Origin of the sequence: Methylobacterium sp. UNC378MF, assembly GCF_900103195.1 — a bacterium.
Taxonomy (GTDB): Bacteria; Pseudomonadota; Alphaproteobacteria; order Rhizobiales; family Beijerinckiaceae; genus Methylobacterium.
On record NZ_FMWU01000017.1, the window covers coordinates 12,909 to 38,756 of the forward strand.

The window sequence follows — 25,848 nt, forward strand, 5'->3', positions numbered from 1 at the left end:
GCGAGGCTGGCTGAGCGATCCTCGCCGCTGATCAATCAGTCCGCCTCGAGGCGAAGGCGTTCTCATCGACGCCGCGCAGCATCCGCGGCTCGGCCACCACCTTCACCGGCTTGCCGCGTCCGATCAGGATCGCGGCTCGCGACCGCTCCGGATCGGCCTCGAAGCGCGTACGCACCCAGCTCACCAGGAACTTCACGTATTCGGAGGCCAGCAAGCGTGCGGCGGGCGGGCTCTGCCACCAGCGATCAGCGTCGAATGCCTCGGTCACCACGGGATGCGGCAGGACCCGGTCGCTGTCCTGCAGGGCATGGTCGAGTTCAACCAGCGTGCGCGGCATGTGGTAGTTCGATGTCACCACCGCGACGGTGCTGAACCGGTGCGCCCGCATCCAGCGGCGCGTCTCGATGGCATTCCCGATCGTGTTGCGCGCCCGGTAATCGAGATCCACGCAGCAGGCGATCAGGGCGCGCTGCGTCGGGTTCAGGCGGGTGATCTCGTCGCGGCTGGTCCGTTCGTTGACGCCGGTGATGAGCAGGCGCCGGCCATAGCCTCCGGCAAGCAGATCGATCGCGTCACCGATTCGCTGGGCGCCGCCGGTGAGCGCCACGATGCCGTCGGCCCGGTCGGCGGGCGTGCGCTCGTGGCGGGCGAGGGCACCGACGAAGACGAGGAACCCCGTAAACAACGCCAGCATTCCGACGCCGGCACAGAGGCTGAAGGCCCAGAGAACGACGTGCCGCCGACGGCGCGGGCGTGCGACGGCCCGGCGCGGAAGACCCCACTCGTGCCAGGCCCAGCCGACTGCATCGGTCGAGGGCGGATCCGATGCGCGCAGCATACGCGTGGTCATCCTCCGGAGGATCGGCGCCGATTGCGGCGGCTCGGAGGCCGCCGTTTTCGCCTCTTCCCACACGGTAACGATAAAGTTTCCAGATGGTAAACGCGCTGGGAAGACCCCCTATTTCCACTTGGTCGTGAAGTCGCGGACGATCAGGCCAGGAATCGCCGAACGGTCACGCGCGAGACGATGCCGGTGACCAGCGAGGCGATCACGCCGATCAGGATCACGCTGGCATAGCCGCGCACGCCGATATGGAAGGCCCCGAACAGAGCCTCGACCTCCTGGCCCGCGGGGCCGGAGCGCGCGGCTCGGGCGAAGAGGCCGGCGATGACGAAAGCGACAATCGCCAGTCCCGCTCCGATCGCACCACCGCGCAGGCCCAAGCCGAAGAACCGTCGCTGAAAGGCGCGAGCGATGTAATCGTCATCGGCGCCGACGAAATGCAGCACCTCCACGACCTCGCGGTTGCTCGCCATCGCACCGCGGGTCGCGAAGGTCACGGCGAGCCCGGTCGCGATCAGGACGAGCAGCACGAGACCAATCCCGATCCCGACGAAGGCGTTGGCGGCGGTCGAGAGGCGCTGGAGCCAGAGGGCGTGATCGTCGAGGCTGGCGACACCCGGCAAGGCTTCGACGAGCCGAGACCGCAGGCGCTTCAAGTCGGTCCCGGCGCCGGTCGCGAGCTTGAGGGCGATCAGCCGCGGGACCGGCAGGTCCGACAGATCGAGCCCGGTTCCGAGCCACGGTTCGAGCAGACGCTCGGCTTCCGCCTTGCTGAAGACCCGCGATTCCGCGATCCCGGGTTCGGACTTGGCGATGCCGTCGGCGCGGGCCACATCGGCATCGACGTCGCGGCCGGGACCCGGCCGAACCTGGATCGTGACCTCCCGCGCCACATCGCCCTGCCACTGGGCGGCGTTCGTGGCGACCATCTCGGCCGCGCCCGCGCAGAGGCCGGCGAGGAAGGTGAGGATCGCGATGACCGCCGCCAGCGACCGGCCGGCCGCCGTGTCGGTGGGGACGAGCGGGGCGTTGCGCCGCAGATTGGCCGGCGTCGACGGATCCGGCGGCATGACTGATCCGCCCGACTTCGTCCGCGGTATCGCCTGAGTGCTCATTCCTCGATCCGCAGCCGGCCTTCGCCCAGGACCATCCGGCGAGCGTCGACCGCGTCCATGATGCCGAAATCGTGGGTGGCAATGATGACCGACGTTCCGAGCTTGTTCAGCTCCAGGAACAGGCGCAGCAGCCGTCGGCCGAGGCCGGGGTCGACGTTGCCGGTGGGCTCGTCGGCGAGCAGCAGGTCGGGCCGCGCGATCAGCGCCCGGGCGATGGCGGCGCGTTGCTTCTCGCCGCCCGAGAGCAGTGGCGGCAGGGCGTGCATGCGCTCACCGAGACCGACCCAGCGCAGCAGCTCGACCACCTCGGCCCGGTAGCTGGCCTCGGCCCGGCCCTGGACGCGCAGCGGCAGGGCCACGTTCTCGTAGGTGGTGAGGTGATCCAGAAGGCGGAAATCCTGGAACACCACGCCCATGCGGCGCCGAAGCCCGGTCAGCGCCTTGGCCGAAATGTCGCTGACCTCCTCGCCGAAGATCGACACGAGCCCGCGGGTTGGCCGGACCGACAGCAGGATCAGGCGGAGCAGAGTCGTCTTCCCGGCCCCGGAGGGTCCGGTCAGGAACTGGAAGGAGCGCGGCGCGATGCGAAAGCTCACGTCGGATAGCACTTCCGGCCCGAGGCCGTAGCGCATGCCGACATTCTCGAACTGCACCACTGGCCGCTCCGCGCCGGGCAGCAGGCTCTTCATGCTCGCCTGTAGGTTCAAGACCGTGCCGTGTGTCGTCTGTCCATCCCCCGGGAATCGCCGCACCGGCGGGCGTTTTCAAGGCCTCGGGGATTTCACTGCCGCTTAACCCTGTTCGGCGACACTTCCTCAAGGAAATTCACTTTTCGGCCCGGCTGCGGCCGATCGATGCGAGTATGGCGCGTATGCTGATCGCCTGCCCAAGCTGCGCGAGCGAATATCGGATCGACGCCAGCAAGGTCGGCATGGAGGGCCGTTCGGTCCGCTGTGCCGCCTGCCGCGAGACTTGGTTCATCACGCCCGCCGATGTCCTCGCCGGACACGAGGCCGAACTCGCCGCGCGCGCCGAGGCCGATCCGCTCGCCGATGCGGCCTGGGAGGAGGCGACCGCGTCGGTACGGATTGCCAGCGACGTCCCCGCTCCGGCGATCCCGCGTCCCGCCCGGCCCGGGAAGCTTGGCGGAAAGGGCCGCCGTGCGATCCCTGGACTGTCGCCTTCGCTGGCTTTCGGTCTGACGCTTCTGGCGGCTTTTCCCCTTATTTGCCTCGCCCGCACCAATGTGGTGCGGGCCGTGCCGCAGACCGCGTCCCTGTTCGCGCGCATCGGCTTGCCGGTGAATGTGCGTGGCATCGAGATCCGCGACGTGGTGGCCTTCGGCAACCCGGCCGAGGATGGCCGTCCCGCGGAACTCGTCGTGGAGGGCGATCTCGTCGGCATTGCCCGCTCGGACACGCCGGTCGCGCCGCTGAGCGTCGAGATTCGCGATGCCGGCGGCCGGACGATCCGGACATTTTCGGTCGCCCCGCCCCGCTCCGTCCTCGCCTCGTCCGAAAGCGCCCGGTTCCGCGCAAGCCTGTCGGCGCCCCCATCCGAGGGACGTAGCGTCGTGCTGCGTTTCGCCAGTGCGACCGCTGCCCGGACCGACGGGCGGGTCGCGGCCGCCGACCATTGAGGTCGATCCGCCCCCTGAGGCCCGGACGCGTCAGCGCCGCTCCGCGACACCGTTTGGTGCAAGTTGCGCTTGTCCGCCGCCGCTTCGGCGTCGCGCCGCGGGACGTGCTGGAACGCCGCTCCTGAGGGGATCAGGTGCGGCTGCCATGCGGGTGGGTGGCCACCCGTTCGGACGCCGCCCTCCCGGCGACTCGTTGCAAAAGGCCGGCGAAGCCGAGGCCGACGCGGATCGCGGCGACCCCAAGCCGGGCGATCCGGATCTGACCGGGCAGCTGGCGCGGCCCGATCGGGCGATAGGCCAGTCGCGGGCTGGCGCGCTCCGCTTCCGCAATGGCTTGACCGAGGGGCAGGGCCGCGATCCGCAGCGCCTCCGCGGGCGTGATCCCGATCGCCCGAGCCCAGGCATCGGTCCGGGCGAGCAGCCCGCGTCCGTGCATCGCGCGAAACCGCCGACGCCAGACGTAGCGCCGCACGACCCGCGGAAAGGTTTCCATCCGGGCGTCGCAGAGCGCGTCGGGCTCTTCGCAGCGCGAGCGGATCGTGTCGGCGACGCCGCCCGGTGCCCGTCCGGCGAGCCGGGCCGAAATGGTCACGCAGACGTCGGTGGCATGGCGGACACGCAGCCCATGCTCGAGCAGCCGGGCGATGAAGGCACCGTCCTCTCCGAGCGGGATCTCGGGCATGCCGCCGACTTGAAGGTAGGCGCTGCGGGTCACCGCCAGGGTCGCGCCGATCGCGGTCCGGTGGCACGGCCAGGGATCGTGCGGATCGGGATCGATCCGCGCCTCCGCCTCGGTGATCAGGGCGTCATAGAGATCTTCCAGGCGGCCCCGGGCGGGCAGCGATGGCGGCAGCAGTGCCGCCTCCGCCGCGTCGAGTTCGACCCGGCCGGCGACCGCATCGGCACCCGCCAGGATCGCCGCGCGGTTGCGGGCCACCCAGTTGGGCGGGACGCGGCTGTCGGCATCGGTGGACAGGATGATCCCCGCATTCCCCGCATCACCCAGCCATTCCGCGGCAGCATCCATCGCCTTGCGCCGCGCCCAGCCGGCATGGGCGCCGGAAAAATTCTCGACGCGCACCCGGACCGGGATCGACAGGGTCGGCACCAGCGCGGACACGAGCGCTTCCGTGTTGTCCGTGCAATTATTCAGGAACAGGACGATGCCGAGGCGGTCCGCGTCCACACCCTCCTGAGCGTCGATGGCCTTCAGACAGGCCACAATCCGCTCCTCTTCGTTCCGCACGGGCACGGCCACGATCGCATCGGGACCCGGGATATCTGACGAAAGGGTGCTCGACACCGGTGACAATCTCCGCCGGACCCATCACGCGGGACCGCAACGCGCTTATGCCGAGGCTTCCCTGAACGGGACCGGACAATCTGCTTCGCGGCGCACCGCCGGTCAGAGGGTCTTCTCCACGAGCCCCTCAATCCATTCCGGCTGCGTCTCGCCCACTGATCGGCCGACCTCCGTCGCGCCCTTGTAGGCGATCAGCGTGCTCTGCATCCGGACGTTCAGGCGCCTCAGCAGATCCTTCTGGCTGTCAAAGTCGATGTCGAAGATCTGGAGATCCCTGAAGCGCGGCTCGGCCGAAAGCTTCGCGAGGATCGGCTTCTGCGTTCGGCAGATCGGGCACCAGGGGGCGCTGACCGCGATCAGGATCGGCTTTCCGCTGGTTTGCGCGGCTTCGAAGGCCGCATCCGTGAACGGCCGCGTCTCGCCAGCCCGCGCTGGCGCAAGTGCGCCGAACGACCCATTCACGGCAGGGGCGAGGACGGCGAGCGCGAGGACGTGACGGCGGCTCATCATGGCGTGCTTCCCTCCCGAGACCTGCCCGACCGGATCGTGGCGTTTGAGGAATGCTACGCCGCGCGCGCGGACGCGTCCCTGCGGCCTGAACGGCCGGGAGACCCGAAAGCGCAGCGCCGGATCACGTTATCGAGACGTCGGAGGACCGGTCTTCCTCGGCGAGCGCCGCAACATCGTGCGCATCCACAGCGTCGATGGGGCGCCGGATCCTCAGAGCTCGCGTCGGCGCGCCGGCGCGCATCACCAGCACGATGGTCTCCATGTCCGGACAGCCGGGATCCGCGCAGGCGATCTCGTTGACCGCAAGCGTATCGGCGTCCCCAAGGTTGAGCGCCGAGCGCAGCTCCTGCTTGAGACGCGACGCCACCTCGGCGCGCTCCGCCGAGCGGGCCCGCCACGCCCTGAGGCTCACGAAAGCCATGAGCGATGCTCGTTATCCTGCAATGGCAAAGCCAGCACCCGCACGGCAAAGCCGCCCGTCGACGCCTTTCGGCTGCACGTGTAATAATGTTACGCTTGCTCGAGGCGGTCAAGCAGGTCGGGGCTTGCGCGAAACAACCGTCTTGTTCGGCTGTCTAGCCTAGGCGGATCTCTGAACGGAGGTCAGCGCGCCTTCGGACTCGACAACGGGGCCAAGGTCCGGTGAGGTGCAACAGGCGCGGGAAGGATGTGAGATCTTGCGACCCTGGCGGGACGGGCCGGAAGACCGGCGGAGTTACCATCACGGCAACCTGAAGGAGGCCCTTCTCGAGGCCGCGCGCCGATTCATTGCCGAGCGCGGGATCGGCGGCTTCACCTTGGTGGATGCCGCGCGCTTGGTCGGCGTCACACCGGCCGCGCTGTATCGCCATTTCCGTGGGCGTGAGGCGCTGCTGGAAGAACTCGCTGGGCGCGGCTTCGCGGAACTCGCCGCACGTCTGGCGCGGGCCCTGACGTCGCGGGGGACGCCGCTGGAGCGGTTCACCCGTATGGGCGAGACCTACCTCACCTTCGCCGAGGAGGAGCCGGCCTATTACGCGGCCATCTTCGAGACGCGCGGAACCCCGGCCGGCAGCGAAGATTTCGGTGCCGCGGCCGGCGCCGCGGAAGCGGTCGCGCGGCCGAGCCCCTTCGACCTGCTGGTCGAAGCACTCCAGGCCACATTCGCGGACGGGTTCGGGGGCGTGGCACCCCGCTTCATCGCCCTGGAGGTCTGGGCCCTCGCCCACGGCCTCGCGACCCTCTCGGCTGCCGGTCATCTGCCGCGCGGCCCCGGATTTCCCGACAAATACGAGCTGCTGCGGGCCGGAGTCCTGGCTCTGGTCCACGGAGCGGCCCAGAGGGGCGAGCGCGAGACCGGTCCCGGGCGGGCTTGAAAGCCCTTCGCCTCACCCGCATGTTAACCGCGTTCACATGAACAGCGGAGCACAGCCGTGACCTCTCAATCCTCCTCTCCCTGGGCAACCGGCAGGCTCTGCCGGTCCGGCCCGTTCCCCCGTCGTTCCCTGGAGATCGGCGCGATCGTGGTCGGCTTCATCTATTGGTGGCCGGTGGGCCTTGCGTTGGTGGCCTGGAAGCTCGCCGGCTATCCCGCCTTTTCGGAGCTGCGCGATGCCGCGCGCCGGACCGTGTCCGAGTTCGAGGGGGCGCGTCCCGCCTCGCGCTTCGCCCGCGCCTTCGAGGCCGCCAGCCGCCGGGACAGCACCGGCAATGCCGCTTTCGATGCCTATCGTCGGGCCGAGCTGGACCGGCTTGAGGCGCAGCGGCGTGCTCTCGAGGAAGAGAGCCGCGCCTTTTCCGAGTTCGTGGAAGAGTTGAAGCGCGCTCGGGACCGCGAGCAGTTCGATGCCTTCATGGCCAAGCGCCAGACCGGCGGCGGCGGCCACTCGGTCTGAGTGATCGCAAGTGCAGCGTCCGGGCCGATCGGCCCGGACCCATCAACACACTGCTCTGAAGCCGCCGCGATCGGAACCGGGTTTCAGGCCGCGCGGACCATGCCCAGGAATCGTGCGACTTCGGCATTCAGGTGGTCGGAACGTTCGGAAAGCCGGGAGGCTTCGATCAGGACCTGCCCGGCCGCCGCGCCGGTCTTCTCGGCGGCGTTCGCGACGCTCACGATATTGCTGGTGACCTCGCCGGTTCCCGCCGCCGCATGGCCGACGTTGCGCACAATCTCGTGGGTCGCTGCGCCCTGTTCCTCCACCGCGGCGGCGATTGACGTCGCCACGCCGTCGATCTCGCGGATTCGCGCCGTGATGGCTCCGATCGCTGAGACGGCTTGGTCCGTCGAGGCCTGAACCCGCGCGATCTGGCCCGAAATCTCGTCGGTTGCCCGGGCAGTCTGTTCGGCCAGTGCCTTGACTTCGGTGGCCACGACCGCGAAGCCGCGACCGGCTGCCCCCGCCCGGGCCGCCTCGATCGTGGCGTTCAACGCCAGCAGGTTCGTCTGACCCGCGATGGTCGAGATCAATCCGACAACGTCGCCGATCCTGACGACAGCGTCGCTCAGCTCCTGGACCATAGCGCCGGTCTGATCCGCCTCGTCGACCGCCGCCCGCGCGAGCGTGGCCGAGCCATTGACCTGCCGGCCGATCTCCTGGACGGAGGTGCCCAGTTCCTCGGCCGCCGCCGCCACCGTGTTCACGTTGCTGCCCGCCTGCTCGGCGGCGGCCGCGACAGTCGTGGATTGCTCGGCGGTCTTCGCCGCGGTTTCCGTCATGCTCCGGGCAGTCGCCTGCAGCCCGGTGGCCGACGCCGAGACCTGCGCGATGATTCCGCCCACGGCTTCCGCGAACTGGTCGGCCATCTGGCGCATACCGTGGCTGCGCTGACGTTCCGCTTCCCTCCGCGCCTCTTCGGCCTCGGCTTCGAGTTGCCGTGTGCGGATCAGGTTGTCCTTGAAGACCTGCACCGCTGCGGCCATCGCGCCGATCTCGTCGCGGCGATGCCGGAATGGAATGTCCGTCGCCGTGTCGCCCCGCGCGAGTTTGCTCATTGCACCGGTCATCGCTGCGATTGGGCGCGAGATGTAGACGAGGCCGAAGAGCGCCGCACCGAAAGCCGCAAGTAACGCGAGAGCGGTCCCGATGATTGCGGTGACGGATGCGCGATCGACCCTGTTCATTGCAGTATTGGCGTCCTGGGATGCGGCTTTCTCGTCATGCTGCACCAAGCGCGCCAAGGTCGCACGAGCGTTGTCGTAGAGGGCCACGATCTCGGGTTTGATCAGCAACGCCTTTGCATCCTGCTGCAGACCCGCTTCCATCAGGCGGCGCACCTCACGGTCCGCCCGTTCAAAAGGGATCCAGGACTCATCGAAGGCGTCGTAGAGGCTTCGTTCTTCAGGCGTGCTGATCAGCGGCTCATAGGCCCGTCGCGCGTCCAGAAACTGGGCATGCGTTTTCGCGAGGTTGGCTTCGTTGGCCGCGCGGTGCTCCGGCGTGTCCGACAGGAGGATCAGCCGGTACTGTTTGATCCGCACTTCGGACGCCGCGACCTCGATCGCACCGACCTTCTCGAGCGAGGGAACCCAGTCCTTTGCCAGAGCCGTCGTCTTCTCGCCGACGGCCGCGAGTTCACGCAGGGACATGCCGCTCTGAACAGCTGAGATCAGAGCCAGGCCAAGGAAGATCATGGCCAGTATTGTTTTGAGCGGTATGGATATGCGCATGAAACAGGCGGACCAGACGAGAGGACAGGAGGGGAGCATCACGCAGGGCGATACTTTCTCTCTCACTTATAACCTGGGAATCAACAGGCAAGTCGTGAATGTCATTTCCGGTCAGTTCTGACGCCATATGATGCTGCCAGATCATCAATGTATTTAGGTAGGTATATGCCCACGCTACAAATATTGATCGGAATTATAATCCGATTATAACGATAGGCGACCCAACACCGAGGTTAAAAAACCGCTGTTCGCTCAAAGCGACAAGCCTACGAAAGCGGCGCGTCGCGCGGGGATAGGACAATGCCGACGGCTCCCATCGCCGGCGATCCGATCGAACGAGCCGGCGCGGATCTGAAACCGCTCGTCTGTCCTGCGGCGTATCCTGATCCGGACCGGACGCCGCGGATTCAGCCGTGGGAGAACATGTCTTGAGACATCCGGGTCGCACGCAGCGCGCCTCGTCCTCGTCGCATCCGCGTGGTCCGCCGTGCGGATCACCGAGCCGAGTTGCACCTCGGCTCCGGGTCCGGCATTGGTCCTCAACCGCAAGGGGAGGGGTAGGACATGCCGACGGGTCGGGTCACCGTAGTCGATCACCCGCTCGTGCAGCACAAGCTCACGTATCTGCGGGACAAGAACCGGTCGACGAAGGGCTTCCGTCAGATCCTCAACGAGATCGGGATGCTCCTCGCCTACGAGGTGACGCGGGATCTGCCGCTGGAGCCCGTCACGATCGAGACTCCGCTCCAGCCGATGCAGGGGCAGCAGATCCAGGGCAAGAAGCTGGTCCTGGCGCCGATCCTGAGGGCGGGGATCGGCTTTCTCGACGGCATGCTGTCGCTGGTGCCCTCGGCCCGCGTCGCGCATATCGGTCTCTACCGGGATCCCGACACGCTGGAGGCCGTGGAGTATTACTTTAAGGCCCCCTCCGATCTCGCCGACCGGACGGTCCTGGTCCTGGATCCGATGCTGGCCACCGCCAATTCGGCCATCGCGGCCCTCGACCGCCTGAAGGCTCGGGGTGCCTCGGATCTGCGGTTCGTGTGCCTGCTGGCGGCTCCGGAGGGCCTTGCCAAGTTCCAGGCCGCCCATCCCGACGTGCCGGTGTGGACTGCGGCCATCGACAGCCACCTGAACGACCACGGGTACATCGTCCCCGGCCTCGGCGATGCCGGAGACCGGATGTACGGCACCCGCTAGGACCGGGCTTCAGCCCATGGCGCGCCCCGACAGAGCGGGCAGGCGCCGCTGCAGCTCGCGGGCGAGCGCGATGGCCCCGCCGACCTGCGCAAGGCGGGGGCCGGGTCGATTACCACGACTTCCGGCGGGAACCGATCGAGGCCGGGGTGCATCCGCGCAAGATGCGTCTCCAGCCCGAACAGGCTCGGGCGTGCGGCCTCGAAGCGGAGGCGGCCGCTCGACACGTGCATGTCGAGGGCGAGCCCGATGGAGCGCACGTTGCGGATGGTCAGTGCGCCGCTCTCCTCGAACATGAAGGCCATGCAGCGCCCCCGCGCCGGCGGGCCGCGTCGACGATCGAGGCGGCAGGCATGCGCTTGCCGGTCGCCCGCGTCGACGCAATCGTCTGCATCAACATCATCCACTTCGCGCCCTGGGCCGCCACCGAGGGCCCGATGGCCGGCGCCGGCCGCGTGCTGGCGGAGGAGGGCGTCCCGTTCCTCTATGGTCCGTTCCGCGAGGCCGGGCGATACGATGCGGAGAGCAACGCTGCCTTCGCAGCGTCACTGCGCGAGCGGCACCCGAACTGGGGCGTGCTGGACCTGGAAGCCGACGCGGCTGAAGCGGCCCGGCACGAGCCCGGCCTGACCGGGCGCGTCGCCATGCCGGTGAACAATCTGAGCCTGATCTTCTGACGCGCGGTCAGCTGACAAGCCATCTGTCACCGGATTTCGCATCTGCACATTGTATTCAGGCGCCGGCGTGTTGCACAATCCAGGCGCGGACCTGATGCGGCGACAACAGGCGCACGGGCCGCAGGAGGAAGCCCATGCCGATGGAACGCAGCGTTTCGAGTCGGGCCCTGGCCCTGCTCGCAGTAGCGGGGTTGTTGGGACCGACGCAGGCCCGTGCCGCCGATCCGATCAAGATCGGAGTGATCGCCGAGGCGCAGTCGGTGGTCGGGGCCTCGATCCCGCAGGCGGTGCAGCTCGCCGCCGACGAGATCAACGCCAAGGGCGGGATCGACGGGCGCCAGATCCAGGTCGTCACCTACGACGACAAGTCCTCCGCCTCCGACGCGGTCCGCGCCTTCCAGCGGGCGGTCTCCGAGGACAAGGTCAACCTCGTCATCGCCAGCTACATCTCGGAGGTCGTGCTGGCGCTGATGCCCTGGGCGGCCCGGCTGAAGACGCCGATGATCACGCCGGGCGCCGCCTCCAACGAGATCAGCCTCGCCGTCCACAAGGACTACGCCCGCAACAAGTACACCTTCCACGGCTATCTCACCTCGGCGGCGCTGGCTCAATCGATCTGCGATTCCACGAAGGACATGCTGATCGACTTGATGAAGGTGAAGACCGCCGCGATCATGAGCGAGGACGCGGCCTGGACCCGTCCCCTCGACGTCGGTTACGAAAAGTGCCTGCCCGAGATCGGGGTGAAGGTCGTCGATCACATCCGCTTCTCGCCGGACACGGGCGACTTCACGCCGATCTACAACAAGATCGAGGCGGCCAAGCCCGACCTGATCGTCACCGGGATCTCGCATGTCGGCGTGCAGCCGACTGTGCAGTGGCAGAACCAGCAGGTGCCGCTCGCCATGACCGGCATGAACTCGCAGGCAACCTCCTCGACCTTCTGGGCCAACACCAACGGCGCGACGCAGGGGGTCATCTTCCAGAGCATCGCGGTGCCGGGTGCGGCCATCACCGACAAGTCGCTCGCCTTCAGCGACGCGTTCAAGAAGCGCTTCGGCAGCGATCCGTCCTACGCCGGCTACATGGCCTATGATCAGGTCTACTACGCGGCCGATGCGGTGAAGCGCGCCGGCACAACGGAGGCCGACAAGCTCGTGGATGCTCTCGAGAAGACCGACTGGGTGGGCACGGTCGGGCGCACGCAGTTCTACGGCAAGGACGACCCGTTCACCCACTCGATCAAGTACGGTCCCGGCTTCATCACAGGCCTGATGGCGCAGTGGCAGGATGGCAAGCAGATCGCGATCTGGCCGAAGAGCCTCGCGCAGGGGCAGATCGTACTGCCCGCGGCGGTGAAGGCGGCGGCCCGGTAGGCTGGCCCCTGAACCGGCAACGGACGCGTTCGGCGCCTTCGGCTTGCCAAGCGCGTCCGTTGCCGCAACTAGAGCCGAACCGCGACGTTGTGAGCGCGGCCGAGACCACCTGCGCGCCGAGGATTATCGTTGATGGCCACAACCGACCTGCCCGGGACCATGCGCCAGATCCGCTATGCGGGTTCCGGTGGCCCGGAGGTGATCAGCCTCGAAACCGCCCCCGTGCCGAGCCCGGGGTCCGGACAGGTCCTGATCGAAGTGGTGGCCGCCGGCGTGAACCGGCCCGATGTGGCGCAGCGTTCCGGCGTGTATCCGCCACCGCCCGGCGCGACCGAGATCCCGGGCCTCGAAGTCGCCGGACGCGTGGTCGCGCTCGGACGCGAGGTCAACGGCCTGTCGCTCGGGGACGAGGTCTGCGCCCTCGTGATCAGCGGCGGCTACGCCGAGTACGCCGTGGCCGAGGCGTCCCATTGTTTGCCGCGTCCGAAAGCCGTCTCGCTGATCGATGCCGGCGGCCTGCCGGAGACTTTCTTCACGGTCTACTCGAACGTCGTCCAGCGCGGTCGCCTCGCACGCGGCGAGAGTTTCCTCGTCCATGGCGGATCAAGCGGCATCGGCGCGACCGCGATCCAGATTGCCAAGCATGTCGGCGCCCGGGTCTTCGCTACGGCGGGCTCGGCCGAGAAGTGCCGATTCTGCGAGGAACTCGGCGCTGAGGCCGCGATCGACTACAAGCAACTCGATTTCGCTGAGGAGCTGAAGCGCCTCACCGACGGACGCGGCGTCGATGTCATCCTCGACATGATCGGCGCGAGCTATCTTCCCCGGAATCTCAAGTCGCTGGCACCGGACGGGCGTCTGGTGATGATCGCCCTGATGGGCGGCTACAAGGTCGACGGCCTGAACATCACGCCGATCATGCGCAATCGCCTGACCTTCACGGGCTCGACGCTTCGGCCGCGGGGGAAAGCCGACAAGGCGGCGATCGCCGACGGCCTGCGCCGGGACATCTGGCCCGAACTCGATGCCGGGCGGATCCGGACGGTCACCCATGCCACGTTCCCGCTCGAGCGGGCCCTCGACGCGCACGAATTGATGGAATCCAGCGCCCATCTCGGCAAGATCCTTCTGACCACCGGACGGTAACACCGCGACCCGGCAGGAACCTGCTTCGGCGGCCCCGCGTTGGCGGCCGGTAACGAGATCGTGTCGCACAGCGCCCGTTTCGGCGTGTGGCGTCCCGCCGAAGAAGGTTTTTCAGATGGCCGAGAAATTGAACCCGAACGAAAGCCGTCAGGGCGAGCGCGGCAAACCCGTCCTCTGGGTTCTGGTGGCGAGCCTCGTGCTGCTGGCGATCGCCACGGTGGGTCTGCTCACGTGGAACGGTGCCAATTCGCCGAAGGACTACGCCAGCCAGAGCCAGGACGCGTCGCGCAAGGAAGTGACGGGTTCGGTCACCGGCCAGTCCGGCGGCGCGTCGCCGTCGAACAGCACCGGTGTTCCGGGCGGGAACCCGTCCTATCCGCAGCCGGCTCAGCCGGGCGCCAACGGCGGCGCGCCGAAGTAAGAGCGAGCCGGGACGGCTTCATGAAGCCGTCCCGCAACGCGCAGTCTCAGCGGGTCGGGATCGGCGTCGGCCCACGGTAATCGTAGAAGCCGCGTTTGGCCTTGCGGCCGAGCCAGCCGGCCTCGACGTACTTCACCAGCAGCGGGCAGGGGCGGTACTTCGAATCGGCCAGCCCTTCGTAGAGCACCTGCATGACCGACAGGCAGGTATCGAGGCCGATGAAGTCGGCCAGCTGCAGCGGCCCCATCGGGTGGTTGGCACCGAGCTTCATCGCGGTGTCGATCGACTCGACCGATCCGACGCCTTCGTAGAGCGTGTAGATCGCCTCGTTGATCATCGGCAGCAGGATGCGGTTGACGATGAAGGCCGGGAAATCCTCCGACATGGTCGAGGTCTTGCCGAGCTTCGCGATGAACGCCTTGGCCGATTCGTAGGTCGTATCCTCGGTGGCGATGCCGCGGATCAGCTCGACGAGCTGCATCACCGGCACCGGGTTCATGAAGTGGATGCCGATGAACTTTTCCGGTCGGTCGGTCGCCGCCGCCAGCCGCGTAATGGAGATCGACGACGTATTCGTCGCCACCAAGGTCTCCGGTCGGAGCGATCCGCACAGCGCGGTGAAGATCTCGCGCTTCGTCGCCTCGTTCTCGGTCGCCGCCTCGATCACGAGGTCGCAGGGCGCAAGAGCGGCGTAATCTCGGGCCGGAACGATGCGCGCGCGGGCCTCGCCGCTGTCGCCCTCCGTCAACGAACCCTTCGCAACGAGGCGCGCGAGGCTGCCCTCGATCACGGTCAGGCCGTTGTCCAGCCGGGCGGCATCGCGATCGTTCAACAGGACGTCCAAGCCGGCGGTGGCGCAGACCTGCGCGATGCCGCTGCCCATCTGGCCCGCGCCGATGATGCCGACCCGCTTGATCTCCATATGCATGTGCCGACCTGTGCCCCCAATGCGGATGCCGATCCACGGCCGCGCGGCAAGCCGGACGGCACGAACGCGACGGCACCGCGCGTAGTCTCGCCGCTGCAGCCTTCTAGACCAATCTTCGATCCGGAAGGAACCCGTGAAACCGCGTTCTGAGACACGACTCTCGAGTTGCCAGAACGCGGTCCGTTACTGACCCTTGGCTTTGCCGATCTCGGATTGCAGCTCAGGTACGACCTGGAAGAGGTCACCGACGAGCCCGTAATCGGCCACTTGGAAGATCGGAGCGTCCTCATCCTTGTTGATGGCGACGATGACCTTCGAGTCCTTCATGCCGGCGAGATGCTGGATCGCGCCCGAGATACCCACCGCGACGTAGAGATCGGGTGCTACGACCTTGCCGGTCTGCCCAACCTGCCAATCGTTCGGCGCATAGCCGGCATCGACCGCGGCGCGGGAGGCGCCGACCGCGGCGCCGAGCGAGTCGGCCAGCGGCTCGATCAGCTCGTGGAACTTCTCCGACGAGCCGAGCGAGCGGCCGCCGGACACGATGATGCGCGCCGAGGCCAGCTCAGGCCGGTCCGACTTGGCGATCTCCTCGCCCTTGAAGGTCGAGCCACCAGCGGCGGGCGCGGCCGCGGAGACGGGCTCGATCGGGGCAACCGAGCCGCCTTCACCCGCCGCCTTGAACGCCGCCGTGCGCACGGTGATCACCGTCTTGCCCGCCGGGGCCTGCACGGTCTGGATCGCGTTGCCGGCGTAGATCGGCCGCTCGAACGTATCGGGCGCGACCACCTTGATGATATCGGAGACCTGCGCGACGTCGAGAAGGGCGGCCACACGCGGCAGCACGTTCTTGCCGGTGGTCGAGGCCGACGCGATGATCACGTCGTACGGGCCGGCGACCGACGCGATCAGCGCTCCGACGGGCTCGGCGAGGTCGTGGTCGTAGACGGCGTCTTCTGCGCTCAGGACCTTCTCGACGCCGTCGAGCTTGGCCGCAGCCTCGGCCACGGCCTTCGAGCCGGTGCCCAGAACGAGAGCGTGGATCGGGGCCCCGATCTCCTTCGCGGCGGACAGCGCTTTCAGCGTGCTGTCCTTGATCTGGCCGTTGCCGTGCTCGACGAAGAGGAGTGTCGTCATGGTCTGCTGGTGCCCTTGAGGGTGGTGGCGCGGGGCTCGACCGGATCTAGGGAGCCCCGCCTGCGGATCAGATGACGCCGGCTTCGACCTTGAGCTTCTGAACGAGCTCGGCCGCGGAACCGACCTTGACGCCGGCCGAGCGGCCCGGCGGTTCGGCGGTCTTGAGCACCGTGAGCCGCGGGGTCACGTCGACACCGAGCGCGTCCGGTGCCAGCTCCTCAAGGGGCTTCTTCTTGGCCTTCATGATGTTGGGCAGCGACGCGTAGCGCGGCTCGTTGAGGCGGAGATCCGTGGTCACGATCGCCGGCAATTTGAGACTGACGGTCTGCAGGCCGCCATCAACCTCGCGTGTGACGTCGAGGCTACCCTCGCCGGGCTCGATCTTGTACGCGAAGGTGCCCTGCGGCCAGCCGAGCAGCGCGCCGAGCATCTGCCCGGTCTGGTTCGAATCGTCGTCGATCGCCTGCTTGCCGAGGATGACGAGCTGCGGGCTCTCCTTCTCGACGACGGCCTTGAGAAGCTTCGCCACGGCGAGGGGCTCGCAATTCACGTCCGTCTTCACCAGGATCGCGCGGTCGGCACCCATGGCCAGCGCCGTGCGCAGCGTCTCCTGTGCCTGCTGCGGGCCGATCGACACCGCAACGATCTCGGTGACGGTGCCCTTCTCCTTCAGGCGGATCGCCTCTTCCACGGCGATCTCATCGAAGGGGTTCATGGACATCTTCACGTTGGCGAGCTCGACACCGGAGCCGTCGGCCTTCACGCGAATCTTGACGTTGTAGTCCACCACCCGCTTGACGGGCACCAGCACCTTCATGGCGGTCACGATCCTTCCCCGAGGATTCTTGTCGTCGTGCAGGCCACTCCCACGGGCGCTCGAAGCGCAGCGTGGCCAGGGCACGCAAGGCGCGCGGACCGTAACGGCCACATTTCCGCCTTGTCAACGCGACGCCGTGGCGAGCCCGCGAAAAGGCCCGGTGCCGGCTCAGCGGTTGGCGCCGGGTACCCAGAGCACGTCGTCGGCTCCGTCGCCATTGGCCGCGCGGCTCGCCACGAACAGGAAATCCGACAGGCGGTTGAGGTAGCGCAGCGCCTCCGGCGACACCGTCTCGTCGTCCCGGGCTGCGAGGCCGACCGCCAGCCGCTCCGCGCGTCGGCAGACGGTCCGGGCGAGGTGCAGGGCCGCTGCGGCCGGCGAGCCGCCGGGCAGCACGAAGGATTTCAGCGGCGGGATGGTCGCGTTGAGAGCATCGATATCGCGCTCCAGACGGTCGACCTGGCTCGCCACGATCCTCAGCGGCTCGTAGGGGAGAGGCTCCGGGCTCGGCGGTGTCGCCAGGTCGGCCCCGAGGTCGAACAGGTCGTTCTGGATCGCGCCGAGCATCTGATCGAGCGGCCCCTGCGTGTGCAGGCGCGCCATCCCGATGCAGGCATTGGTCTCGTCCACGGTGCCGTAAGTCTCGACCCGGAGATCCGCCTTCGAGCGACGCTGTCCGTCGGCCAGCGCGGTCGTGCCCTTGTCGCCGGTTCGGGTGTAGATGCGGTTGAGCTTGACCAAGAGGTTCAGCGCCTCAGAACGTATAGCCGATCTTGCCGCCGTAATTGGTCAAGCCGCGGTTGTTGGCGCAGAGTCCGGCATTCGACATGTGCTCGACCGTCGCCATGATGCTCCAGTGCTCCGTCAGGCGGAAGCCCAGGGCCGCCGCCTCGCGGAACATGGGAGAACAGCCGAGCGTATTGAAGCCGTAGGGCGTCTCCGCCTTCGGGCCGGTCCAGCCGTTATGGGCCACGCCGCCGAAGAACCCGTCGAGGAAGACCCGGCGGTTGAAGGTTTCCGGGAACACTTCGAGGGTCCAGGTGGCGCCGAGATAGGCGTAGCTGGTCCGGCCGCCGGTGTTGTAGCTGCCGCCGACCGTCGGCCGCGGCACGAAGGCCTGCCAGAACGGATCCATGCTGAGGACGGGCTTGGCGAACAGGATCTCGCCGTTGACGTTCGCCTTGCTGAAGCCGGGGAGCTTGCCCTCGGCGCTGCCGGGATCCTGCACCGCGCCGCCGATCCGGATCTCCGACACGATGCTGAGCGGCTGGACGGGCGCCGCGTAGGCGGCAGGCGGCGGCACGTCGGCGGCCGAAGCCGGCAGGATGGCCGCCCCGGTCAGGATACCGAACAGACAGAGGCGAGAAGGGGCAGTCATGCGGGCTCGGCCGATCGGGCGCAGCGATTTGCTTCTACCGAGCGTAGCAGAGGCTCGCGGGGTGCGGCGGCCAATTCATCCCTTGCCGCAGCGAAAGGCGTTCAGTGCGGCGGCGCGGTCACACCCGTTCCAGCGCCCCTCAGGCCGAACGCCACCAGACGACGCCCATAATGATCACGATCGCCACGAATTGCAGGAGCACGCGCAGGCGCATCAGCTTCTGCGAGAGGCTGGCGCTGCCGCCCCGCATCATGTTGGCCAAGCCCAGGAGCAGGATGACAGCGACGGCCAGGCAGGCGATCAGGACGAGGGTATTGGACGACATGCGGTCGGCGTTCCGGATAGGGCGGGAGCCTTGCGGCGGCTGTGCGTTGCGTGAGGGAGCGGACGCTCAGTTGCGGCGGAGCAGGCGCTCGAAATAGTCGAGTTCCTCGCGGGGACGGCTCGGGTCGCCGAGTTTGCGCCGCAGCTCTTCCATGATGCGCCGGGCACGCTGGACCGCCGATTCGTCGGCCGTGGGCACGCGCACCCGCCCGTCGCTCATGTCACGGCCGCGGGTCGGGCGCCCGAGGGGATCGTCGTCGCGGGCGCCGGCCTGACCCTGCTGCCCCGGCTGCTGGCCGCCGTCCTGCTGGCCTTCGCCCTGACCCTCGGCCATCTCCTGCATCTGCTGAGCCATGCCGTCGGCACCGCGCTTCAACCCGTCGAGGGCGCGCCCCTGCGCGTCGACTGCTTCGCCCGAATCGCCGTCCTTCAGGGCGTTCTCGGCCTCGCGCATCGCCTCCTCGGCGTCGGCGAGTCCTTGCTCGCCGCGCATGCCGTTCTCCTTCATGCGCTGCTGAAGGTCCTCCAGGCGCTGCCGGAGCGCCTGCTGACGCTCCCCGACATTACCTTGCTGCCCCTGGCCCTGCTGACCCTGGCCCTGCTGCCCCTGCTGGCTCTGACCCTGCTGGCCCGGCTGCTTCTGGCCCTGCTGTCCGCGCTGCCCCTGCTGCGGCTGACCGCGATTCTGCTGGCGCTGGCCGCCGCGTTCTTCCTGGCCGTCCTTGAAGGTCTCGTCGCGCAGGCCCTGTTGGTCCTTGGCCATGGAATCGAGATCGCGCATCTGCTTCTGCATCTCACGGGAGGCCTGATCCGAGCGGCTCCCGCGTTCGGCGGTCTGGAGGTTCTCCAGGATGTTGCGCAGCTGCTCCATCAGGCGCTGCGCCTCGGCGGTGTCACCGCGCTTCATCGCCTCCGCCATGTCCTGGATCATCTTGTCGAGATCCTCGGGTGTAACGGTCTTCGATTGCCTGTTGTTCTGGCTGCGCTCGCTCTGCTCGCTGGGCTGACGCCCCTGCTTCTGCGCCATCTCGGACAGGAATTTATCGAGCGCCTGCTTCAGGTCCTGGGTCAGGCGCTTGATCTCATCATCGGGCGCGTTGCGCTCGATCGCCTCCTTCAGGCGGTCCTGGGCTTGGCGGAGCTGCTTCTCGGCGTCAGAGAGGTCGCCGTCCTCGATCTTCAGGGCCATCTCCCAGAGGAGATCGGCCACCTCGACGAGGTCCGCATCCGTCCTGGCGCGGCGCAGGCGCTCGGTCGCGGTTCGCAGACCCAGGAAGATCGCAGGCTGCGGCGTGAACGTGGCGGGCGCGACCAGCAGCGCGTCCAGAGCCCCCTGGACCCATCGGCGGTCCGTGTCGGGAGCCGTGACGAGGCGGCGACGTTCCTCCGCGAGGGCCCGCGCGAGGGGCTCGCGGAACGGGCGCGCCGGCAGAACGATCTCGGAATCCGTCGTGCGACCCTCCTGGCCGGCCTCGTCCTTGACGACGATGTGATAGCGGACCCGCGCCCCGGACCAGGGACTGTCCGTCAGATCCACCAGGGTCTTGGTGTCGGATTCCCCGCTCGCATCGCCGGGCAGCGCCAGGTTGATCTGCGGAACCGGCACGAGGGCGCGCGCCGATCTCAGCGGCGCGATCACCGCTTCCGCCGAGCTGATCCCGTAATCGTCCTTGGCCCGGTAGGTCAGGTTGAAGGTGCCGCGCCCATTCACCTCGGGGCCGCCCACGGCGGTCACCTCAGGCGGCCGGTCCGGAATCGCGTCGACGGTCAGGCGCTGCTGGCCCGCCGGGGTTACGATCGTCAGCGCGGCCCCGCCGATGATGCGGAACCGCTCCTCCCGCAGGTCGGGACGTGCCTCCTGACCCGGGACGGCGACCAGGCCGGCATTGGGCGTGAGGGTGGTCACGGACGCGGCCTTGCCCTGGCCGGCGATCCGCACGATCAACTGCGCATTGACCGGCGCGCGCAGGTGCTGATCGCTGCCGTCCATGGCGATCAGCAGCGGCGGAAGCCGCGTGTAGAGCGGCGGATCGATCCAGCCGTCCACGCGGAAGTTCGGGCCGGGCGCAGCCGGTTCCTGCCAGTCGAAGGCGGCGCCGATCCGCTGACGCCATTCGGGACCGGCCGCGAACAGGCTGGCGATTGCGGCAACGACCAGACCAGCCCGCAGGGCGAAGGGATCGCGCCGGGTCATACCCGGTTTCGGCAATCCGATCCGCAGAGCCGAGACCGCCTGCGCGGCGCGGCGTTGATGGAGGTCCCACAGCAACCGGCTTCCCGGATCGGCGGCGCCGACGGCGAGGCTGTCCTGCGCCGCGGAGGCCGGCCCATGCCGCAGCTTCGGATCGCGCGCCGCGGCCTCGCGATCGAGCCGCGCCACGGCCAGACGCCGGTCCGGCCGGGCGATGTGGATCAGCGGCAGAAGCGCGACGATGAGGAGGACGGCCAAAACGATGAGGCCGATCTGGCGCCAGAGCGGCGTGAGATCGAGCCAGACGCCCGACCAGGAGACGACCAGGAAGAGCAGCACGACCGCGATCCCGCGCCAGATAACCGGCCAGGCCTGCTCCCACAGGGCAGCCGCCCGCGCCTGCGCCACGAGGCGGTCGAGCCGCGTGGATGCCGCGGTGAGACCGCCCGCCTCGGCCTTGCTCTCGATGCCGTTCCTGCCGATCACGCCGACCGTTCCGCCTCACGCCGCGAGGAGTGGCTCAAGGAACCGCGCTTCGGGCTCCCGTCAGAAGAGCCTAGCATGGTGGGCCGGGCCGGTCGGCGGGTCAAATCGGCGCGACGGTCGCCTGGTCGCGGGTCCGCTCAGTCGTGTGATTGGATGAAGTTGCGCACCTGCGGATAGATCTGCGACTCCCAGCGCCGCCCGGCGAAGACGCCGTAATGGCCGACGCCCGCCTGCAGGTGATGCGTCCGCATGTAGGGGGCGAGGTCCGAGCACAGGTCGTGGGCCGCCATCGTCTGACCGACCGCGCAGATGTCGTCCCGCTCGCCCTCGACGGTCATCAGGGCCGTGCGGCGGATCGCGCGCAGGTCGATCGGCTCTCCGCGATAGGTCACGGCGTTCCGGGCGAGGGCATGATCCTGGAAGACGGTCTTGACCGTCTCCAAATAGAACTCGGCCGCGAGGTCGAGCACGGCGAAATACTCATCGTAGAAAGTCTCGATCGCCTCGGCCTTGTCGTGCTCGCCGTTGGCCATGTGCCAGAACAGGTCGGCATGGCCCTGCACGTGGCGCTTTGTGTTCATCGCCATGAAGGCCGAGACCTGCACGAAGCCCGGATACACCTTGCGGCCGGCGCCCTTGTGGCGCTTCGGAACCGTCGCGATCAGGTTCTTCTCGAACCAGTCGATCGGCTTGGAATTCGCGAGCTCGTTCACGCCCGTCGGATTGACCCGGCAATCCACCGGGCCGGCCATCAGCGTCATGCTGCGGGGGGCGGCGGGATCCTTCGCCTGCGCCATCGCGGCGGCGGCCACGAGGGCCTGCACGGCCGGCTGGCAGACCGCCACCAGATGGGCGCCTTCCCCCATCGTCCGCAGGAACTGGATCAGGTGGCCGACATAATCGTCGAAGCCGAACTTGCCCTCCGACAGCGGCACGTCGCGGGCATTGTGCCAGTCGGTGATGTAGACGTCGTGGTCGGGCAGCATCGTGCGCACGGTGGCGCGCAGCAGCGTGGCGAAATGGCCCGACATCGGGGCGACCATCAGCACTTTGGGCTGCTCGGTGTGGATGTCCTTCTTGAAATGCAGCAGCGTGCCGAACGGCGTGACCTCGACCGGCTCCTCCGAAACCGGGACGCTCCTGTTTCCGACATTCACCGACTCGATGCCGTAGGGAGGCCGCGCGAAGGTCAGGCCCGTACGCATCATCATCCGGGCGCCGGCGGACATCCAGGTCGCCGGCTCGCCCCACGCAACCCACGGCGACCAGATGTCGTTCAGAAGCCGACCCCACGCCCGGGTCTGGGCCGCCATGTCGGTCTGCAGGTCGAACGCGTCGTACAGCATCGGGCAGGCACTCGCTTGAGCCCTGCCCGGCACGCGGGCCATCGGGGCGGCAATGTTGGCGGATGCCGGACTTCGGACTGCATCGGCGTGGCCGTGCAGGATGGGTCTCGTTCCCAAAGCCGGCAACTGTCCCGAAGTGGCATGCCAACAGGAATTATGGCGACGTGACTTTGATGCACCAGGCCGTGGATGGGCCGGGTCATGAGGCGCGACGGACGACCGGGCGAGGGTCTGCCTCGGTCCGCCGATGCTCGCAGGCGATCTTCAGGTACCGGTCGCTGCCGCCCGGCAGCCCGGCCTGTGCGGCCATCGTCTGCGCGTGCATGAGGCACTCCATCGGCGTGTGCGCCGGGGCGATGATAACGTCGAGGGCGGTGTCGCGGGAGCAGTCCTGGGCCAGCAGCGTGCCGGCACAGACGAGGGCGACGGAGAGCAGTTCCGACATGACGGACCTCGGCTTCGAGTGATCGAAAGGTCCGCGGGGTGCTCTGGCGCGCGAGCCGCCGCGTTGTCGTTGCCTGGGTGCTTCCTCCTGGTATCGAAGACTTCTTGCCGCAGTGTTCAAGCACGTCACATGCCAGTTGCACGAGCCTCCGGCAGACGTGATCGCGTCCGGCTCAATCGCGGGCGGGCAACCACTGCGTTTCCGGTTCGTCGGCGGGGAGGAGGGCCGCGACGGCGTCGAGATCGACGACGTAGCGTTCGGTGAGCCGCTGCCAGATCTCGACCGGCGAGGTGACTTCGGGCCTGAGGCCCTCGAGGGCGCGCGCGAGCAGGGCCGTGTGGACGAGGGTCGGGCGCTGCTTGAGCGGATCAGCGTTCAGCATCGATGTCGATTCCGTTCGGGCGAAGACATTCTCGAGCGATCGTGGTTAACGGGACGTTACGGGCGCCGGCGACGACTTGCGCTGATCTTGGGCGTGTGCCTGCGCCCGTTTCTAATCTGCCTGCGGTGATAAACTCACAATGCCGGTCCGACCTAATCTTCCCGGCATGCGTGGCATCCGGCGCGGAAGCCTTGGCGCTGCGGAGCCTGGATCCGCGCGGCCGACCGGATCCGCTTGAGTTCACAAGCCCGACCCCTTCCCTTATCAGACAGGCGCATCGAGCCTGTCCCGGCCGACGGAGTGCCGCCGCGCAGGGCGCACACGGCTCCGGTCGATTGTGCGAACGGAACATCATGGACGCCAAACCTGAAGCGATCGGCGCGATGCAGGGGCCGACCGCGCGACTTGTGCTCGCCTCCGCGTCGCCACGCCGTCTCGCGCTGCTGCAGCAGATCGGCATCGAGCCGGCGGCTCTCCTGCCGGCCGAGATCGACGAGACGCCGCGCAAGGCCGAGACGCCACGCGAATTGGCGCGCCGCCTCGCCCGGACCAAGCTCGCGACCGCCGAAGCGGCGCTCCACTTGGAGGACACCGCCACGCCGACCTGGCTCCTGTCGGCCGATACGGTTGTCGCGGTCGGACGGCGGGTTCTTCCGAAGGCCGAAATCCCCGACGAGGCCGCGGATTGCCTGCGCCTGCTCTCCGGGCGTCAGCACCGGGTCTACACCGCTGTCTGCTTGGCCTCGCCGCGCGGGCGAAGGGAGCGGATCGTCGAGACCCGTGTCCGGTTCAAGCGGCTCTCCGGCCGGGACATCCAGGGCTACGTGGCTTCGGGGGAATGGCGCGGCAAAGCCGGCGGCTACGCGATCCAGGGATTGGCGGGAGCCTTCGTGGTGAAGCTTGTCGGCTCGTACAGCGCCGTCGTCGGCTTGCCCCTCTACGAGACCTTGAGCCTCCTCGACGGCGAAGGATATCCGGTGCGGGCCGGCTGGGGGGCCTTGGCATGAGCCGGGAGCGACCGCCGCCCTGTCCGATCTGTCGGCGTGCGTCCACGCAGGAATTCCGGCCGTTCTGCTCCCAGCGCTGCGCTGACGTCGATCTCGGGCGATGGCTCAACGAGCGCTACGCGATCCCCGAGGAGATCGACACCGACGAGGTGCCGCCCGAGCCCGATCCGGAAGGATGAACTTTTCCGACGTTTCCGGCACGCCGACGTCACGGCAAGGCTGGACAGGCCGCGAAGCACTCACTATACCCCGCGTCGTCCGAGGCCGACACCGGCGCGGACGACGCCCAGGTAGCTCAGTTGGTAGAGCATGCGACTGAAAATCGCAGTGTCGGTGGTTCGATTCCGCCCCTGGGCACCATCAGCTCGCTGAGCGCCCGATCCTGAAGTGGGTCACACGCGCGGCGTCTGTTTCTCCATCTCTCTCAAACCTCTCCGTTAGGCTGCGAACCGGCGTCCGGCGCGGGTTCTGCCGACGCGAGGCGCGCGGTAAAGTCGTACCGCGCTGGTGACAGGGAGGGCCTTGACCCTCCTGACGCCGCTCATTGAGCCGCCGGATCACGCAGATGCAGGTAGGTTGCATCGAACTCCGCCGCCGCCTGCAGCCCGGCCCAGTCGTGGACGGTGAGGCGGCGACCACGCAGTGAAATCAGCCCGGCGGATTTGAGATCCCTGATCGTGCGGTTGACATGAACCGACGTGATCCCCAGCGCGTCCGCGAGTTCGGGCTGCGTCATCGGCAGATCGCAGACCCGGTCCGGTGCCAGCCCGACCGCCCCGAGGCGGGTTACCAGTTCGCAGAACAAGTGGGCCATCCGCGCGTAGGCTTCGCGACGCCCCGTATTGAGCATCCACTCGCGCACCATGGCGGCGTCGATGAGCGTCGCGCGCCAGAAGACCTCGTTGAGCCGGGGATGCGCGCGCAGCAGCGCCCGGACCGTCTCGTGCTGGACGAAGCCGAGGCGGCAGGAACTGACCGTGGCGATGCTGATATCGAGCACGTCCAGGTACAGGCTCTGGAAATCAGGCATGTCGCCGGGGACATGATAGCTCATCACCTGCCGCTTGCCGGCGCGCGTCGACTTGTAGGTACAGGCGATCCCGCTGAGCAGCGTGAAACTCCGGGACGGTCGGTCGCCCTCCCGGACGATGTCCTGGTTGGCCTCGATCTGTGCGACTTGCATGGGGAGCGCCGCGAGCGCGGCCTGCTCCTCATCGGTGAGTTTGAAGAGGGCAACGGTCTCGATCCGGCGCAGGAACGGGTGTTTGCTCGATTGATGCGGTGTCTCGGACATTGCGCCTCGGCCATCCAGCGGGGCCGTTCTGCGTCGTGCGGCCGGCAATCCACCCTCTGTCATCCCGCGCAACAATAGGGTCCGGGATCGAACCCGACCAGAGCATTGCCTGCCAGATCGCAGCTCCCGAGCGCCGCCCCTTGTTCGCCGAAGCGTGTGCAGCCGCGCCGTCCCCTCGGGCACCCGCGCAGGCCGGGGCTGGAAATCTTCAGCCTATCCGCGCACAGAGGTCCGGC

At 68.0% G+C, this 25,848-nt stretch carries 29 protein-coding genes, 1 tRNA gene and 1 pseudogene; 12 read left to right on the top strand and 19 right to left on the bottom strand.

From position 1 onward, the window contains the following. Positions 1-31: 31 nt before the first annotated feature. The 3 genes from BLT59_RS18190 to ftsE form a co-directional block, all read right to left on the bottom strand. Entirely contained in the window at positions 32-838 is an 807-nt protein-coding gene (locus tag BLT59_RS18190; RefSeq protein WP_091783308.1) for a YdcF family protein, read from the bottom strand. A 152-nt stretch (positions 839-990) separates the two neighbouring features. Then, positions 991-1,914, bottom strand: coding sequence for a cell division protein FtsX (locus BLT59_RS18195; RefSeq protein WP_244514045.1), 924 nt, complete (start codon positions 1,912-1,914; stop codon positions 991-993). Between the two features lie 41 nt (positions 1,915-1,955). Beyond that, the gene (gene ftsE, locus BLT59_RS18200; protein ID WP_020093599.1) at positions 1,956-2,648 is read right to left on the bottom strand and encodes a cell division ATP-binding protein FtsE; all 693 of its coding nucleotides are present in this window, start codon (positions 2,646-2,648) and stop codon (positions 1,956-1,958) included. A gap of 182 nt (positions 2,649-2,830) precedes the next feature. Here ftsE and BLT59_RS18205 point away from each other — a divergent pair, with 182 nt between their 5' ends. Further along, the gene (locus tag BLT59_RS18205) at positions 2,831-3,598 is read left to right on the top strand and encodes a zinc-ribbon domain-containing protein (RefSeq protein ID WP_091783314.1); all 768 of its coding nucleotides are present in this window, start codon (positions 2,831-2,833) and stop codon (positions 3,596-3,598) included. 130 nt (positions 3,599-3,728) lie between these two features. Here the strand turns inward: BLT59_RS18205 and BLT59_RS18210 are convergent, their stop codons facing one another. From BLT59_RS18210 to BLT59_RS18220, 3 genes are all read right to left on the bottom strand, one after another. Next, entirely contained in the window at positions 3,729-4,901 is a 1,173-nt protein-coding gene (locus tag BLT59_RS18210) for a glycosyltransferase family 2 protein (RefSeq protein ID WP_091783316.1), read from the bottom strand. A gap of 102 nt (positions 4,902-5,003) precedes the next feature. Next, entirely contained in the window at positions 5,004-5,411 is a 408-nt protein-coding gene (locus tag BLT59_RS18215) for a thioredoxin family protein (RefSeq protein WP_091783320.1), read from the bottom strand. Between the two features lie 121 nt (positions 5,412-5,532). Next, positions 5,533-5,832, bottom strand: coding sequence for a hypothetical protein (locus tag BLT59_RS18220; RefSeq protein WP_091783323.1), 300 nt, complete (start codon positions 5,830-5,832; stop codon positions 5,533-5,535). 256 nt (positions 5,833-6,088) lie between these two features. Here BLT59_RS18220 and BLT59_RS18225 point away from each other — a divergent pair, with 256 nt between their 5' ends. Together BLT59_RS18225 and BLT59_RS18230 are read left to right on the top strand one after the other, a co-directional pair. Beyond that, the gene (locus BLT59_RS18225; protein ID WP_091783326.1) at positions 6,089-6,766 is read left to right on the top strand and encodes a TetR/AcrR family transcriptional regulator; all 678 of its coding nucleotides are present in this window, start codon (positions 6,089-6,091) and stop codon (positions 6,764-6,766) included. A 57-nt stretch (positions 6,767-6,823) separates the two neighbouring features. After that, the gene (locus BLT59_RS18230; protein ID WP_091783329.1) at positions 6,824-7,285 is read left to right on the top strand and encodes a DUF2852 domain-containing protein; all 462 of its coding nucleotides are present in this window, start codon (positions 6,824-6,826) and stop codon (positions 7,283-7,285) included. Between the two features lie 83 nt (positions 7,286-7,368). Here BLT59_RS18230 and BLT59_RS18235 read toward each other — a convergent pair whose 3' ends face one another. Then, positions 7,369-9,060, bottom strand: a complete 1,692-nt coding sequence (locus tag BLT59_RS18235; RefSeq protein ID WP_091783677.1) for a methyl-accepting chemotaxis protein — start codon at positions 9,058-9,060, stop codon at positions 7,369-7,371. Here BLT59_RS18235 and BLT59_RS31360 point away from each other — a divergent pair. Beyond that, a complete protein-coding gene (locus tag BLT59_RS31360) occupies positions 9,023-9,181 on the top strand; it encodes a hypothetical protein (RefSeq protein WP_175544052.1) in 159 nt (52 codons plus the stop codon). The two genes, BLT59_RS18235 and BLT59_RS31360, sit on opposite strands and share 38 nt — an antisense overlap. 443 nt (positions 9,182-9,624) lie before the next feature. Continuing rightward, complete coding sequence (gene upp, locus BLT59_RS18240) at positions 9,625-10,260, top strand: uracil phosphoribosyltransferase (RefSeq protein WP_091783332.1); 636 nt, start codon at positions 9,625-9,627, stop codon at positions 10,258-10,260. 86 nt (positions 10,261-10,346) lie between these two features. Here the strand turns inward: upp and BLT59_RS31870 are convergent. Continuing rightward, positions 10,347-10,624 (bottom strand): annotated as a pseudogene (locus BLT59_RS31870) (KaiC 1); the annotation flags it as partial. Between BLT59_RS31870 and BLT59_RS31875 the strand changes: the two are divergent. The 4 genes from BLT59_RS31875 (at position 10,611) to BLT59_RS18260 (ending at position 13,877) form a co-directional block, all read left to right on the top strand. After that, on the top strand, positions 10,611-10,934 hold the full coding sequence (locus BLT59_RS31875) for a DUF938 domain-containing protein (protein WP_244514046.1): 324 nt from the start codon (positions 10,611-10,613) through the stop codon (positions 10,932-10,934). The pseudogene BLT59_RS31870 and the gene BLT59_RS31875 sit on opposite strands and share 14 nt — an antisense overlap. Before the next feature lie 134 nt (positions 10,935-11,068). Continuing rightward, positions 11,069-12,310 carry an ABC transporter substrate-binding protein gene (locus BLT59_RS18250; RefSeq protein WP_091783335.1) on the top strand — a complete coding sequence of 414 codons (1,242 nt, stop codon included), beginning with the start codon at positions 11,069-11,071 and terminating at the stop codon, positions 12,308-12,310. Between the two features lie 132 nt (positions 12,311-12,442). Beyond that, positions 12,443-13,456 (top strand): NAD(P)H-quinone oxidoreductase, encoded by a 1,014-nt coding sequence (locus BLT59_RS18255; RefSeq protein ID WP_091783338.1) that lies wholly within the window; start codon positions 12,443-12,445, stop codon positions 13,454-13,456. Between the two features lie 115 nt (positions 13,457-13,571). After that, positions 13,572-13,877, top strand: a complete 306-nt coding sequence (locus BLT59_RS18260; protein WP_091783341.1) for a hypothetical protein — start codon at positions 13,572-13,574, stop codon at positions 13,875-13,877. Positions 13,878-13,923: 46 nt separating this feature from the next. On the opposite strand, the gene BLT59_RS18265 is transcribed toward BLT59_RS18260, so the two are convergent. The 10 genes from BLT59_RS18265 to BLT59_RS18310 all read right to left on the bottom strand — a co-directional run bounded on the left by BLT59_RS18265 (position 13,924) and on the right by BLT59_RS18310 (position 23,311). Beyond that, positions 13,924-14,805 carry a 3-hydroxybutyryl-CoA dehydrogenase gene (locus BLT59_RS18265; protein ID WP_091783345.1) on the bottom strand — a complete coding sequence of 294 codons (882 nt, stop codon included), beginning with the start codon at positions 14,803-14,805 and terminating at the stop codon, positions 13,924-13,926. 183 nt (positions 14,806-14,988) lie between these two features. Then, entirely contained in the window at positions 14,989-15,942 is a 954-nt protein-coding gene (locus BLT59_RS18270) for an electron transfer flavoprotein subunit alpha/FixB family protein (RefSeq protein ID WP_091783348.1), read from the bottom strand. Between the two features lie 67 nt (positions 15,943-16,009). Continuing rightward, positions 16,010-16,759, bottom strand: coding sequence for an electron transfer flavoprotein subunit beta/FixA family protein (locus tag BLT59_RS18275; RefSeq protein WP_091783351.1), 750 nt, complete (start codon positions 16,757-16,759; stop codon positions 16,010-16,012). Positions 16,760-16,927: 168 nt separating this feature from the next. Next, positions 16,928-17,500, bottom strand: coding sequence for a cob(I)yrinic acid a,c-diamide adenosyltransferase (locus BLT59_RS18280; protein WP_091783353.1), 573 nt, complete (start codon positions 17,498-17,500; stop codon positions 16,928-16,930). Between the two features lie 13 nt (positions 17,501-17,513). Further along, positions 17,514-18,137, bottom strand: coding sequence for an acyloxyacyl hydrolase (locus BLT59_RS18285; protein WP_091783355.1), 624 nt, complete (start codon positions 18,135-18,137; stop codon positions 17,514-17,516). Between the two features lie 139 nt (positions 18,138-18,276). Further along, positions 18,277-18,462, bottom strand: coding sequence for a twin transmembrane helix small protein (locus tag BLT59_RS18290; RefSeq protein WP_091783358.1), 186 nt, complete (start codon positions 18,460-18,462; stop codon positions 18,277-18,279). Positions 18,463-18,528: 66 nt separating this feature from the next. After that, a complete protein-coding gene (locus tag BLT59_RS18295; protein WP_091783361.1) occupies positions 18,529-21,138 on the bottom strand; it encodes a TIGR02302 family protein in 2,610 nt (869 codons plus the stop codon). A gap of 137 nt (positions 21,139-21,275) precedes the next feature. Further along, positions 21,276-22,484: a polyhydroxyalkanoate depolymerase gene (phaZ, locus tag BLT59_RS18300; RefSeq protein ID WP_091783364.1), complete on the bottom strand. Its 1,209-nt coding sequence runs from the start codon at positions 22,482-22,484 to the stop codon at positions 21,276-21,278. 199 nt (positions 22,485-22,683) lie between these two features. Beyond that, positions 22,684-22,929 (bottom strand): hypothetical protein, encoded by a 246-nt coding sequence (locus BLT59_RS18305; protein ID WP_091783367.1) that lies wholly within the window; start codon positions 22,927-22,929, stop codon positions 22,684-22,686. Between the two features lie 172 nt (positions 22,930-23,101). Continuing rightward, on the bottom strand, positions 23,102-23,311 hold the full coding sequence (locus BLT59_RS18310) for a hypothetical protein (protein ID WP_091783370.1): 210 nt from the start codon (positions 23,309-23,311) through the stop codon (positions 23,102-23,104). Between the two features lie 353 nt (positions 23,312-23,664). Here BLT59_RS18310 and BLT59_RS18315 point away from each other — a divergent pair, with 353 nt between their 5' ends. The 3 genes from BLT59_RS18315 to BLT59_RS18325 all read left to right on the top strand — a co-directional run bounded on the left by BLT59_RS18315 (position 23,665) and on the right by BLT59_RS18325 (position 24,678). Further along, complete coding sequence (locus BLT59_RS18315; RefSeq protein ID WP_091783373.1) at positions 23,665-24,318, top strand: Maf-like protein; 654 nt, start codon at positions 23,665-23,667, stop codon at positions 24,316-24,318. After that, complete coding sequence (gene yacG / locus BLT59_RS18320; RefSeq protein ID WP_091783376.1) at positions 24,315-24,497, top strand: DNA gyrase inhibitor YacG; 183 nt, start codon at positions 24,315-24,317, stop codon at positions 24,495-24,497. The genes BLT59_RS18315 and yacG overlap by 4 nt, the downstream gene beginning before the upstream one ends. A gap of 105 nt (positions 24,498-24,602) precedes the next feature. Then, positions 24,603-24,678, top strand: a tRNA-Phe gene (locus BLT59_RS18325). Positions 24,679-24,859: 181 nt separating this feature from the next. Here BLT59_RS18325 and BLT59_RS18330 read toward each other — a convergent pair. Then, positions 24,860-25,612: a Crp/Fnr family transcriptional regulator gene (locus BLT59_RS18330; RefSeq protein WP_091783381.1), complete on the bottom strand. Its 753-nt coding sequence runs from the start codon at positions 25,610-25,612 to the stop codon at positions 24,860-24,862. Between the last annotated feature and the right edge of the window lie 236 nt (positions 25,613-25,848).